Origin of the sequence: Stenotrophomonas maltophilia (genome assembly GCF_003970865.1) — a bacterium.
GTDB lineage: Bacteria > Pseudomonadota > Gammaproteobacteria > Xanthomonadales > Xanthomonadaceae > Stenotrophomonas > Stenotrophomonas maltophilia_AR.
On the sequence record NZ_RXLZ01000009.1, the window covers coordinates 1 to 14,109 of the forward strand.

General features: G+C 68.1%; 7 protein-coding genes. All 7 read right to left on the minus strand.

Annotated features, from left to right (window positions below):
- Positions 1-3,675 (minus strand): two-partner secretion domain-containing protein (locus EKL94_RS04470; protein ID WP_126928153.1); only part of this gene is annotated, 3,675 nt, incomplete at its 3' end.
- Positions 3,676-3,684: 9 nt separating this feature from the next.
- On the minus strand, positions 3,685-5,349 hold the full coding sequence (locus EKL94_RS04475) for a ShlB/FhaC/HecB family hemolysin secretion/activation protein (protein WP_260473375.1): 1,665 nt from the start codon (positions 5,347-5,349) through the stop codon (positions 3,685-3,687).
- 122 nt (positions 5,350-5,471) lie between these two features.
- The gene (locus EKL94_RS04480; RefSeq protein WP_126928154.1) at positions 5,472-5,756 is read right to left on the minus strand and encodes a hypothetical protein; all 285 of its coding nucleotides are present in this window, start codon (positions 5,754-5,756) and stop codon (positions 5,472-5,474) included.
- Positions 5,753-9,307, minus strand: a complete 3,555-nt coding sequence (locus EKL94_RS04485) for a bifunctional serine/threonine-protein kinase/formylglycine-generating enzyme family protein (RefSeq protein ID WP_126928155.1) — start codon at positions 9,305-9,307, stop codon at positions 5,753-5,755. Before EKL94_RS04485 ends, EKL94_RS04480 begins: the two co-directional genes overlap by 4 nt.
- 5 nt (positions 9,308-9,312) lie before the next feature.
- Positions 9,313-10,035: a PP2C family protein-serine/threonine phosphatase gene (locus EKL94_RS04490; RefSeq protein WP_126928156.1), complete on the minus strand. Its 723-nt coding sequence runs from the start codon at positions 10,033-10,035 to the stop codon at positions 9,313-9,315.
- The gene (gene tagF, locus EKL94_RS04495; protein ID WP_185829988.1) at positions 10,032-10,631 is read right to left on the minus strand and encodes a type VI secretion system-associated protein TagF; all 600 of its coding nucleotides are present in this window, start codon (positions 10,629-10,631) and stop codon (positions 10,032-10,034) included. Before tagF ends, EKL94_RS04490 begins: the two co-directional genes overlap by 4 nt.
- Positions 10,621-14,106 (minus strand): type VI secretion system membrane subunit TssM, encoded by a 3,486-nt coding sequence (gene tssM / locus EKL94_RS04500; protein ID WP_126928158.1) that lies wholly within the window; start codon positions 14,104-14,106, stop codon positions 10,621-10,623. Before tssM ends, tagF begins: the two co-directional genes overlap by 11 nt.
- Positions 14,107-14,109 lie beyond the last annotated feature (3 nt).

Genomic DNA, 14,109 nt, shown 5'->3' on the forward strand with positions numbered 1-14,109 from the left:
ACCCGCCAGCACAGCATCGCGCGCAGCCTGCAGCTGCTGGACGTCCAGTGCCGTGCTGCTGGACAGGGTGATGTCACGGCCCTGTACCTGCAGTGCGCTGCCCAGTTGATTGCCGGTTCCGCCCAGCGTGATATCAGTGCTGGCGGTCAGCTGGCTGTTGCTGCCGATGGCCACGATACCGGTGCCCTGGCGGATGTCGCCGGTGCGTGCGGTCGCCAACAGCGCGCCACCAATGGATGCGCCGTCCAACAGCAGCGATGTGCCGTTGAGACTTGCAGCTGCAGCGACATTGGCATTGGCCAGCGACATCGCACCGCCACTGTAGGCGTCCAGCGTGGTGGTATTGATGCCGTCCAGCGCCAGGCCCGACAGCGCCTGGATGCGTGCTGTGGCGCCCGTCAGGGCAACCTTGCCGCCGAAGGTGTTCGGATAGGCATCGAGTACCAGATTGCCGGTGGGGCCTGCGCTGAAGCTGGCGCCGCCACCAACGGTGAACGCACCGCCCTGGGTGAAGCCGGAGCTGCTGGTGACGTCAAGCCGACCGGTCGTCCGGATCGCCTTGGTGGTCACGCTCGAGCCCTTCAGCTCCAGATCGGTCAACCAGGCGCCAGCGGTGGTCCCTGCTCCCGATTGCAATTCAAGCGTGCCGTGCGCGTTGAGCGCCAGGCTGCTCAGCCCGTCACCGCTGCCGTCGACGCGACCGACCACCACATTGCCATTGTTGCTGCGGATGCTGAGCCAGCGCGGCGTGCTCGCGGCCAGGTTGACGTTGCCCAGTTGGATCGCGCCGTCGGTCGTGATGCTGCCGCCGAGCTGGAGCGGACCGGCACTGTTGATGCCCAGGCTGGCAAGCGCCTGGCGACTGCCGACGTCACCGGCAAACACCACGTCGAGTCCGCTCGTGAGCGTCAACGCATGCGACCCATCGATACGGCCGCGGAAGTTGATCTGGCCGAGCTGGCTGTTCAGCGTGCTGTCGCCGGTGAGCACGGCATCGCCCTGGAAGTACTGCAGGCCGATGCTCCTGCCACTGGCGGGGAGCTGCACCGTGTCGGCGATCGTCCACAGGCTGGTCACGTCGAAATCGGAGAACGCCAGCGTGCCTTTGGCGTAGAGGTAGCTGGCACCGCCCTTCAGCGACACCGCACCGGCAAACTGGTTGACCGGCCTGCCCATGCTGTCCACCTGGTTCAGAATGACCGAACCACTGGCGTCGATGTGAGTGGTCCCACCGATATCCAGCGCACTACCGGCGGTCTGCTGGAGCGATCCACCCAGATTCAGCCGCAGGTTGTCCGACAGGATGGTGTTGCCCAGCTGCAGATTGCCCGCACGCAGTTCGGCTTTCCTGCCCAGGAGGCTGACCTCGCCGCTGAAGCGGTTTCCTCCGTCAACCAGGTTGATGTCGCCCAGGCTCTTGAACCGCGCGCGGCCATCGACCTGGTAGCTGCCCAGCTGGACCAGGCTCGCCACGGAATCGATGTCGAGATTGCCCTTGCTGATGATGCCGCGACCGTTGAAGAGCTGTCCGGTGATGCTGACATCGGCGGCACTGATGTTGCCGTTGACCTGGACCCGGCCAGAGGTGCTCAGCGCCAGGTTGTAGCCGCCGCTGACATTGCTGGAGATGCCGTCGGTGGTGATGGTGCCGCCACCGGTGCTGACCAGCTGGGTAGCGCCGGCCAGGCGCACGTCACCCTGCAGCAGGATTTCACCATTGGCGACGATGCGGCTGCCCAGTGTGAGGGTGTCGGCACCGCCGTAGATGCGATCGAATGCGCCGCGGGTCCCCACTGCGCCACCCAGCGTGAGCTGGCGAGCGCTCAGGTTCAGCGAGCCACCATCGCCATCGAGTGTGCCACCGAAGCGCAGGCTGCCACCCACGGATGACAGGTTGCGCGAACCGAACACCTGCACGGGACCATCGAAAGCGAGCATGCCGGTGGCACTGACATCGCCGAACAGGCGAGCGCCGGTACCGGTGGTGACGGACAGGCTCTGCAGAGCGGTGTTTCCACCGATGGCACGGGAGAAGGTCGTCAGCCCGCTGGATTCAACCGCCAGATGGTAGCTGCCATCGACACTGCCATCGAACTGGACCGTACTGCCCTGCAGCGTCGAGTTACCCCGCAGTATCACCGGTGACTGATAGGTCTGATCACCGGTGGTGATGATCGTGCCGCTCAGGTCGATGGTGCTGCCCTGCGCGGCCAGGCTGCGGGCGTTGATGTTGCCCAACCCGAGCGTGCCGCTGCTGACCAGCGCGATACCACCGCCATTGGCACTGACCCGGTTGCCGAAGCTGTTTCCGGAATGGGTCAAGGTGATGTTGCCGGTGCCGGCGTCAAGCGCGGTGAAGCCGCCGACCGACAAGGCGTCGCCGTTGGACAGACCGATGGACGTGGCCAGCGTCAGGTCGGAGCCCACGCTGCCGCCGATGCTTCCGATGCGGTTGCTGCCCTGCCCCAGGGTTGCGCCGCCCTGGAGGGCCAGGGTCAGTGCTCCCTCCAGCGCGCCGCTGGCCTGCACGACATTGTTCGCTGCAACGTTGATCGAGTCGGCCTTGACGTCACCGTTAAGCATGACGTCACCGTTGGCTCCGCCATTGAGCGCGACGGAGCCGGCCTGGAGACGGCCACCATCGATCTGGATCGCAACGGGGCCGCCGACTGCGTTGCCGACCACCGCCACCGTATCGGCGGTGATGGCGGCATTGCTGGTCACCACCGGGGCCGTGCTGTGGATGGTGAGACTGCCATCACCGGCGTTGATCGCATTGGCGGTGATCGTACCGCCGGCATTAATGCCTGTGCTGGACAAACCCGGGCCCATCAAGGCGGTCATGCTGATGCTGCGTGCATCGAGGACGCCGACGTTGCTGACGCCGGTACCGGCCACGGTGCTGGGTGCAGTGGCGGCAAATGCCAGGCGCGACATGCCGTCCGGGGACACGCCGCTCACCACCGTGGCTGCACCGGCGGCCACCAGATCGATGTTGCCGTTGGCCGCGTAGATGGAACCGCTGTTGGAGACCGCGCCACCAATCAGGCTGATGCCACCGGCCGCAGCGCGCAGCGTGCCCCCCAGATTGCTGACCACGCCAGTACTGCCACCGCCAGCCAGCTGGAAGGCGGCCGGCAGTGGACCACCATCCATCGGCAGTCCCGGCGTACCCGGCATCAGGGTACTGGCCAGCAGTCCGCCAACATTGACGCTGGCAGTGCCAGTGAAGGTGATGCCCGCCGGGTTGATCAGGAACACCTGGCCGGATGACAGCAGCTGGCCACTGATGATGCTGGCCGAACTGCCGGTGACCAGGTTGATGGCCGTCGATTGCGAGCCCTGCTGCATGTTGAACTGCACGACATCGCCGGTGCCGATGCTGAAGCTGCTCCACTGGATGAGCGCGGACTGGCTGGCCTGGGTGACGGTCATCACGTTGCCGTTGGTGTTGATCGCCCCGGAGCCTGCGATGATGCTGCCGTTCTGTGGCAGGACAACCTGCGCCATGGCAGGCAGGCTGCCGGTCAGCAGCAGCGCTGCCGTCAGCGGCGCCAGCCACAGCGTGCGGCGCGTGCGTTGTGGCGCACAGCGGCGCGGCCCACGTGCGAATTCCGCAGCCACCTGCACCTGGCCCAGCGAAGGATTGAAGACGAGTCGGTAGATACGGTTCATGGTCGCTCCTCAGAAGGTCAGGCCAAGCCGCGCATACACGCGGACATCGCGGCCGTCACCCGGTCGCAGGGCGCTGGTCGGCTTGGCCGCCGCCACGCGCAGTTCGAGGTTCTTCCACTGGCGCAGGCGGAAAGTCGCGCCCATGCCCACCGATGCCAGATCGGCCGGTGCCTCCAACCCATCAACATCGAACACGCGCGCCTGGTCGGCGAACACGTCCAGCTCCAGCACTTCGCGCCACGGCACCCCGCGGAACGGCGAGGCCACGTCGCCGAAACCCGGCGCATCGACGTGGTACTCCAGCGCTCCGTACCAGCCACGATCGCCCAGCGTCTCGCCCTGCGCATACCCCCGCACGCTGTCGTTGCCACCCACCTGGAACTGCTCCAGCGCCGGCAGCGAGTTGTTGCTGTACTGGCCATTGAACTTGAACAGCAGGCGCTGGCTGCGGCTGAGGTACTGCAGCCGCAGCAGGCCCAGGCGCACCACGTTGAACCGGCTGTCGCGGGTGGGGTTGATCGCATCGAAATCGGCCGAGCGATCGCGCAGCGAGTGGCGCACGCTCAACTGTGCCAGGTTGATGCCATGCCAGCGCGCATCGTTATGACGCAGGCTGGCGCCCACCTCGGCCACGTCGTACTTCTGTTTGGACAGCACCAGGCCCAATGCTTCAAAACGCGAGCTCTCGCGGATGTAACGCGCCGAACTGGTGACCTGCAGGTCGGGGCGGTTGATGAACTTCCAGTCGGTGCCGGCATACGCCTGCGAGGCGGGCCCCCTGAGCTTGAAACCACGCAGGATGCCGTCGTCTACCTCCAGCTCGCTGCGGTTGGCACCTGCCAGTACCGACAGTCCCTGTACCGCCTGCAACGGCACGCTGTAGGACAGCGCACCGGCGCGACTGGCCTGCGGATCGAACGCATAGGTCCCATTGGCCGCGAATACGTCGCCCAGGCCCAGCGGGCTGTTCCAGGTGACGCCCAACTGTGCACGCCCGCGCCCGGTCAGTTCAGTGCCGTGGTTGTCCACGCTGGTGCTGACCTCATACGGCCGGCCGCTTTCACGCGCGACCAGCACCAGGTCGGTTTCTCCGACATTCTCACCAGGCTGCAGCACCGAAGACACGGACACGCCCGGCAGGTCACGTGCGTACAGCAATGCGCTGTCGATGTCGGCCTGACGCAGCGGCTGCCCGCGCAGGCGCTCTGCCACGTTGCTGAGTGTATGCGTGCGGTAGCGCTGGTTGCCCTGCACCACCACCTTGCCGATGCGCCCTTCCAGCACGCGGACTTCGATGCGGCCCTCGGCATCGAGTTTCTGTGGTGGCAGGTAGGCAACGCTGACCAGGAAGCCCGCTTTGCGATACGCCGCAGTAACCGCATCGGCCGCCCCCTGCAGTTGCGCGAAGTCCATCGCGACCGCATCCGCGCCATGCGCCAAGCCGGCGAAGTAGTCATCCAGTACGGCCTGCACCTGCGCAGGTGTGATGCCACGCCGCGGATGCTCACCAACGTCGCTGGCACGGAAGCCGCGCACCTGCAGGGTCTGGTTGCCGGTGCGCGCGGCCATGTCAGGCAGCGCGGTCGCCGGCACCCCCTCGGCCTGCTGGGCCATCGCCGTGACTGGCAGGGCTGCCGACAGCAGCAACGCATACGACGAACGCTTCAATGGCATGGCTCTGTCCTCCGATGACAATGGATGCCGGGGCGTCGCGTCCTCCGTACGGCCCCTCCGCGGGCGGCACAGACAAAGAAAGATCCGGGCACGGCGACGCGCCCCTGGCGTCCAGGTGGCCATCAGCCAACTGCCAAGACATAGATGCACAGCAACAACCCCATCGTCAGCATGACATACAAAATGAGAACCAGCGCACTTCGTGAATGACCGTTCGTCGGAGCCGCAGGGGCTCCAACGCCAGGGGCTGCAGGCCGGTGCCGCTGGGTCTGCATGCAACGTTCACGCACGCCCTGCAGTACCCGACGGCGCCGTGCACGGTATTCCTGCAGATCGATCTGGCCGCGCTGGAGGGCGTCGGCCAGCGACTGCAGACTGCGGTTGGCGTGCTCTTCCCAGCCGCTCACTTCAGCTCCCTCAACACCCGGAAGCCGACATCCGGCTGCGCGGCACCCGCCAGCGCGCGTTGCGCCTGCACCGTGCAGTCCGACCAGAAACTGGCGTAGCTGCCGCCACGTACGCTGCCATTGCTGGTCCATTCCCAGACGTTGCCGGTCATGTTGACCAGGCCCCACGGATTCGGCTCGCGGCCACGTACACCCACCGGCGTACCGCTACCAGTGCTGGCACTGGGCGGAATACAGTTGCTGTCCGGTGCCTGCCGCCACTGTTGCTGCGCCTGCGCGGCGTGCAGCCACTCGGCATCGCTCGCCAAGCGGTAGCGCCAGCCGCCGCTGGCACGGGTCAGCCAACGCGCGTAGCCCTGCGCCTGGGCGAGGCTGAGATTGCGTGCGGGCCATCGCCCCTGCTCGCCGGATGCCGGCTGCACACTGCAGCGACCACTGGCCCGGCAGTAGCGGTTGAAGTCATCCACCGCGATCTCCCCGCGCGAAAGTGCATACGCAGGCCCGCCCGACACCCCGGGCACCACCACCAGCATCGGTCCACGGGCATCGGTCAGCGCGTCGTAGCAGGGCTGTGCGCGTCCAGCCAGACCCGCACAGGGATCGGGGCCGTCGGGCACCGGTGGCAATGGCGCATCGTCCGCATCGGCCGCCGCAGCGACGGCGGCGCTGACCGGCGTTGCCGCAGGCGGACGCGGTGTATTGCGGGGTGCATGCGGCGTGCCGGTGGCCGTTGCTGAGGCCGGTGGTGGTTGTGCTGCCACGGTCGCGCCCTTCTCTCCCTGCAGCAGCGACTGCAGCGAATCACCCTTCAAACGCCCATGCGCACGCAGCGCCTTCTCCAACCGCTCCATCGCCTGCGGATCGCGGCGGTACTGTGCATCGAGCTGCTGGCGCAGCCGCTCGCGCTCGCTGTCTTTCGTCGATGCCTGCGTGCTGGCGGCCAGTACCGCAGCCACCACATCCAGACGTGCACGTGCCGCCTGCAGTACGGGACGCGCGCCCATCACCTGCAGCGCGCGCGCCAGCAGTGCGTCGGCGGCCGCCGGATCACCCTGGGCAAGCCGCAGCACCGCCTGGTCCTGGGTCGCCTGGTCCAGCAGTGCGGGCGCCTGCTCACGCACGAACGGGGCATCGGGCTGCACCGCATGCAGCTGCTGCCAGGTGCGTTGTGCCTTGTCCAGGTCCCCAGCGGCGATTGCGCGCCGCAGCGATTCACTCTGCGCAGCCAATGCAGCATCACTGCGGCTGTCGGCCAGCGACTGCTGCAGTGCCTGCTGGCGCTGCTGCAGCTGGCCGGCCGCCGCCGCCAACGCGGCCGTGTCCGGCGCCTGGCGACGTGCGAAGTCGAGCAGCACAAGGTCATCAGGTAGCTGCGTCGGTTCCCGGTGCCCCCCCAGGATGGCAGCGACGGCGGTGGCCAGCGCGTTCTGCGCCGCAGGCAGTTCGGCGCCGGCATCGCGCCGGATCACCTGCAGTGCCGCCGCGACATCGGTCTGCCAGGCCGCATCGGCGCTGGGGTTGGCCAGGCGTTGCTGCAGGTGCTCCCGCGCCTGCGCGACGGTGGCGGGCAGCGCGGTCACCTGCAGATCCGGCTGCGATGCCACCCGCAGCTGCGCCGCCTGCAGGCGCAGCCCCAGCGAATCAGGGAAGCTGCGCTGCGCCTGCTGCAGCCGTGATTCCGCCTGCGCGGTGTCACCCTGTCCCAATGCACTGGCGATGGCCTGTTCATAGGCCTGCTCCAGCGCCGGATCGCGCAGCAGCGGATTGCGCGGATCGATCGCGGCAATGGCTGCCAGTGCTCCTGACAGGCTGCCACTGCCATGACCGAACAGATCCTCCTCGGCAATGTGCCGCTGGCGCTGGGTGTCGAGCGTGTTGAGCACCTGGTCCCGCTCGGCCTGCAGGCGTTCGCGCCGCGTATCGAGCGTGGGTGAGTACAGTCGCAGGCGATCGCGCAGCGCGAACACTTCCTGCGTCCCCGGGTAGTCGTAGCGGCCGGCGGAGGGTGCCCACAGCGCATCCAGGCGCCGCAGCAGGAAGCCTTCGATCAGTCCCGGGTGGTCCAGCAGCAGTTTGGCACGCTGTTCGTGATCGAGACTGGAAAGACCTTCCCAGGCCTGCGCGGCGTCTTCATAGCGCTGCGGATCGTCGGCTCCCAACCGCGAACTCACTTCGGCCAGGCGCTGCTCGTGCACATGGCGGTTGACCAGCACACCGGCGCCGGCCAGCACCACCACCGCCGCAGAGGCATAACCCACCCGTGGCAGTACGCGTTCACGCCAGCTGCGCGGGCGCAGGCCCTCAAGCAGCGCATCGACGTTGGTCAGACGCCTGTCTGCAGGCAAGGCCACCGCCGCGCAGAGGGCACGGTACTGGCGCCGTCCGAGGCCACGCAGCGCGGGCGGGCGCCGACCCTCGCGCAGTGCAACTTCGGCGCTGGCCTTGTCGTAGGGATGGCGGCCACCGAGCAATTCGAAGCAGACGCAACCGAGCGCATAGACATCGTCGGCCGGCGTCGGCGGCTGGCCGCGCAGCATCTCCAGACTGGCGTACGCCGGTGTCAGCGCCCCCAGCGAGGCGGCATCGAACACGGTCTGTTCGCCCGCCACATCCACCGCATGCTTGCCGGCGCGGGCAATGCCGAAGTCGAATACCTTCGGTACCCCCTGCGCGGTGACCATCACGTTGCCGGGCTTGAAGTCGGAATGGACGATGCCCGAGGCGTGCGCGCGGCGCAGTGCGCCGGCCATGCCCTCGATCAGCGGCCAGGCACGGGCCATCGGCATGCCATCGAAGGCCTGCTCGCGGATCAGCGTACGCAGGTCCTGGCCATCGACGTACTCCATCGTCATGAACACGATGGCGCCATCCTTGTCGAAGTCATACACGCGTACGATGTTGTCGTGCCCCAGCTGCTGCGAGCGTCGCGCCTCGCGCTGCAGCGCCACCAGCGCATCGGGGTGGCGACGGAACTCATCGCTGAGCACCTTCACCGCCAGCCAGGGGTCGCGATCGCGCGCCTCCACCTTGCGCGCATCGCGGGCCAGGTACACCACCCCCATGCCGCCGCGGCCCAGTTCGCGTTCCAGCTGGAAGCGTCCCTTCAGCAGGCTGCCAACCGTCACTGTCTGGCCCGCGGCTGCCGCAACCTGCTGCCATGCCGAGAGGCTCGAACTCTGCGACGCGGTACCGCTGGTGCGCCCCTCGGCAGCGGCATCCGTGCGCGCGGCATCCTCGCCGGGCTGCACACGTGTCATCTCGTCCGGCACGGTGCTGCGTGCGGGCTTGACCACGGTGACATCGTCATCGCGCGACAGCGTGCTGCCACTGGCATCGCGCAGATCCTGCAGACGCTGCAGCAGGGTGTTCATCGACACCTCATCGATCGCCTGCTGCTGGCGCATGCGCCACAGTGTGTCCACGCCGTTGCGATAATCGGCATCGGCCACATGGTCATGCCGGGCCAGCGCCTGCAGCAGTGCAGGCAGGTCCAGCGTTCCCCTGCTGAAGGCGGTGACCAGTTCAACCACGGAGGTCGTGTCCTCTTGCACGTCGTTCACTCCTGCCTGCACACGATGACCGCCGACACGTTGTCGCGGGCGGCGCGTCCCAGGGCCAGTTCGAACAGCCGCGCCAGCAGCACGCGTGGCTCGCGCTGGCGACGGCATTCCATATCAAGCTCGGCATCGGGGATTTCCTTGTTGACTCCGTCGCTGCACAGCAGGAACGGCGTGCCAGTGGCATGGCTGGCAACGATCCAATCGACCAGCAGGTCCTCCTGCGCGCCGACTGCCCGGGTCAGCGTGCCAGGCGCGGCCACGGCGGCAGAGCCGGCGAACTGGGTGGCGTCGTCCTTGATGCCGTGCACATGGTCACGGGTCAGCTGGCGCAGGCAGCCGTCTTCCATGCCATAGGCGCGGCTGTCCCCCACCCAGCCGCACAGCATGAAATCGCGGTCCTGCACCAGCACCACCACGGTCGAGCCGATCAGGTCCACACGCAGGTCATGCGCGCGTCGCAGCAGTTCCTGGTTGACCTGCTGCAGCGTGTCCTCGATGGCCTCGATGAAATCGACCACGTCCTCCTGCCGCTGCAGGCGCGACAACCGCTCGACGATCAGGCCACTGGCGAAATCACCAGCGGCGTGGCCACCCAGGCCATCGGCAACCACCCAGAGGCCAACGTCGTCACGCAGCAGGATCGCGTCCTCGTTGAGCCGGCGTACCTTTCCGGTATCGGTGTGGCCGGCCGATGCATAGCGGGTACCCACGGCATTCATGGCGCACGCTCTTCGAGAATGCACGGGGCCTGGATCGCGTGCGGCAGTACACCGTCAACAGGCAGGCCCGGCAGCCTGCAGGGTGCATGCGCATCGCGCCACCACAGGCTGCCGTGCTGCGCCCAGCACGTCTGCCACGCTACGGGGCCGGCCTGTCCCGGCCATGCCGGCGGCAGTTGGTGACAGGCGCTGTCCAACGCATCCGGCAGCTGCAGCGCGCCCTGCCTCACCTGTGCCTGCAGCGCGTGCAACGCGTCGAACCAGCACGCAGAGGGAAGTTGCGGAGCCTGCATCGCGTCCTCAGCAGTCAATGGCAATGCCAGCAGCAAGGGGAAGGCGCGGCCCACCCGATCACGCGATGGCGCCACCACGCCCGCCCAGCCCAGCACGTCGCAGAGCCCGGCGGCCAGAGCGAACGACCAGCCGGTGCCATCTGCCCCGGCCAGCTGGGAATGACGGGACAACTGCACGCTGGCATGCGCGTCCCAGGCCTGCACGAGGGCATCAGACAGGCGGCGCCGCGCGAAATCGCCGATACCGGGCAACTTGCCGTGGAAGCCGACCACCGGCGCCAGGGACGGCGCATCAGCTGCCACAGCGGAACCGTGCCAGGTCGGCGTCATTGAAGGGATGGCGCAGGTTGCGGGCCTGCAGCGGCAGCGCCATGGGGTGGCCACCGATGTCCAGATGCAGCACGTAGCGCAGATCCGAGCGCGCCTCCAGCATGCCCGCCTGCAACGCGCGGAACAGTGCCCAGTCGCCCTGGAACTGCAGCGCGCCCAGTGGCGTACCGGTTGCGTCGAACGCCGCTACCGAAACATGGCCGGGAGTCGGGCCCGGCCATCTGACCGGCAGGCTGGCTACGGCACCGGCGGTATAGTCCAGCGTCTGTCCCTCGATATCGATCTGCAGCCGTGCCACGCCTTCATCCAGCTGCGGTGCCAGCAGGGTGAACTCGACCAGCGGCTGTTCGCCGCCACGGAAGTATTTCTGGCGGATCGCATCGGCCAGCTGCATGCGCGCCGGCAGCGCCGGGTCACTGCCAGGCGGCGCATCCTCTTTCCACTGCCAGGTGGACGTACGCGTATCGAGCAGCGGCGCCAGGGTCTGACGGAACAGGCCATCAAAACGCCCGCCGTTGCCGAACAGTTCGGCAAAATTCTGCAGCGGCGTGTCCTCGCTGGCACTGCGATCGAATGGATAACGGTGACCAGTGAATTCACCGCAGACCTGGCCCACACTGGTGGCGACACGCTCGTCGAGCACGGCCTGGTCCTGCGCGCCGATGGCCGCGGCGCTCTGGCCGGTCAGCGCCAGCAACCAGGTCGAAACGGGTGGGGGCAGTTGCGCAGCCTGCTGCCTGGCCTGCTGCAGCCGGGTATCAACCGAGCCCGCCGCAGGGGGCGCCAGCAACCGCTCACCCAATTGCGCGAAGCTGGCCAAGGCCTGGTCGAGCGGCGTCGCGCCGGGAGCGCCTGCACACAGTTGGGCCAGTGCGGCGAAGTGATCGCTGATCGCTGCTCCGGCAGGGCGTGCGGCCGCCCCCCCCGCAGCCGGTGCCAGCGCGGCCTGCAGCGCCGCGCCACCCGCCCCGGCCTTGGCCAGCGCCGCCGCACCCACCTTGGCCTTCGCGGCATCAGCCGTTGCACTGGCCGCATTGCCGGCGGGCACACGCAGCAGATCCTGGGTCTGATCGCGCAACAGCACCAGCAGCAGGCGCAGCGGCGAGGTCGGGCCTGCAATGCGTGCCAGCTGCGCGGAAGCCTCCGCATCATCGGCACCGGGTCGCAACTGCAGATCGGCCAGCAGTTCATCCCAGGCGCGGATGTAGTCACGCTCATAGAGACGCAGGACCTGCTGTACCAGCCGCGCACGCCCCAGGGCGTCGATCCGCTGCGGGCCCAGCACCCAGTCATCGGCAACGAAGCGCGCAACGGCATCGTCCACGCCTTCGCGGGCAAGCTGGGCGAACACGGGTTGCGTGTAGAGCGCCGGCCACGGCGACGACAACGGCACGCCACTACGCCGCTCGAACGCGTCGGCCTGCAGGCCCAGCGCCTTGTCCAGGCGCAGCGTGGCAGGCTGCGCACGGGCCTGCAGGCTCAGGTCGCTGTAGACCAGCGTCGCCAGCTCCGCTGCGCGCAGGCTGGCTCGCGCCTGTTCCACGCGCACCGGATCGGGACGGATCGCGCGCAGCTGCCCCTTCGCAGCCAGCAATGCCGACAGTTGCGCGTCATAGGCGTCGGCCAGCACTGTGTCACCGCCGAAACGGCGCCGTGCGTCGAGCCCTGCCAGCAGGCCGAGCTGCGTCGGCTGCAGGCGCGCGGACTCGCCCAGCATCAGGTAGCCCTTCAGGTAGTAATAAAGACGCTGCGGATCGGACGCGCTGTCGCCAAGACCCTCGCGCAGCTGCGCGGCCACACCAGGCAACAGCGTCGCGTTGAGTTCGCGCAGGTAGGCCTCGCGCAACGTCTGCTGCACGGCATCCCCCTGGTACAGGCCCCAGCGCATGCGCCACGGCACCGGCTGCGTGGGTGCAGCAGCCGCCACCGCAGCGGCACTTGCCTGGCCTCGCTGCACCGCCCGCTCCAGATAGCCGCGCAGGTCGGTCGCTGCGCCCGGATCCGGAGTCTGCGGGCGCTGCTGCATCACCTGCCGCGCCTGCAGCAGGTAGTCACGGTTTCCCTGGTAGCTGGCCGCCATCGCCGCCAGCCCTCCTGCACACACCACCAGCACGGCAGCCTGGGCAGCCCAGTGCCAGCGCCGACGACGGCGCTGGGCCTGCGGCTGGAAGCCGGCCAGTCCATGCTCGGGCAGCACCACGTCGCGCAGCAGCCGCTCGACGAAGAAGGTCCGTGGGGCAGCCGAAGGCGCAGGTGCGCGTGCTGCATCCAGGCCGAAGCTGCGTGCCACCGCACCGAGCATGCGGTCGATCGGCGTGCCTTCCTGGGTACCCGAGGTGAAGTACACCCCCCGCAGCAGGGGGGCGGGGGCGTAGGCATGTCCGGCGAAGGCGGACTCGATGAACTGCCGCGCGCTCTCGCCCAACGCAGCGAACTGCGGCGGGAACGCGAGCAGCGCCGCACGACGGCCACGTTCGCGCTCATCGTGCAGGCGTTGCAGTACCCGCGCGTTGAGCCGGTCCAGCAGCCGCGCATAGGCATCGGCGAAACTACGCGCCGCGCTGCCATCGAGCGTCTTCTGCAGCGGGAAGGTAGTGCCCCAGACCTGGCTGCGCTGGTCTGTACCCAGGTCGTCGAAGAACTCACCGAACCCCGCCAGCAGATCGCACTTGGTCAGCACCAGGTAGACCGGCACCTGCAGCTGCAGGTGCTCGGCCAACTCATCCAGGCGCTGCCGGATCGCACGTGCATGCTGCTCACGCTCGCCTGCATCAAGCTGCAGCAGATCGGACAGGCTCATGCTGACCACAACGCCATTCAATGGGCGCGCGCGGCGATGGCGACGCAGCAGCTGCAGGAAGTCCCGCCAACCCGCCGCGTCCACCGTACGGTCCGAATCCTGGGTGGTATATCGGCCAGCGGTGTCGAGGAACACGGCCTGATCGGTGAACCACCAGTCGCACTGGCGGGTGCCGCCCACACCGCGCACGGCATCGTTGCCAAGCCGCGCGGCCAGCGGGAACTGCAGGCCGGAATTCTGCAGCAGCGTGGTCTTTCCCGATCCAGGCGGACCGATCAGCAGGTACCACGGCAGCTGGCCGATGCCACCGCCACGGCGCCGGCGCAGCAGGGCCAACGCCTCCTCGAAGCGGCGCTCAAGCTGGCTGCGCTCGCTGGCAAGGCGTTGCGTCGGGTCATCCCCCTGGCGCAGCGCTTCGCCCATGCGCTGCTCGCGGCGGCGCCTGCGCCAGCGGCGCACCAGCACGATTCCCATCACCGTCAGCACCAGTACCAGGAGCACCAGCAGCCGCGCCATCACGCCCGCAAGCGGCACGTGTCCGGCAATGGCGACCCAGGGGCCGCCGAACCACACCAGCAGCGCCAGCAGCAACACGCCGGCGGCAACCACCCAGTTCACCCGGCGCAGCGCGCCCATGATTGCCTGCATGGT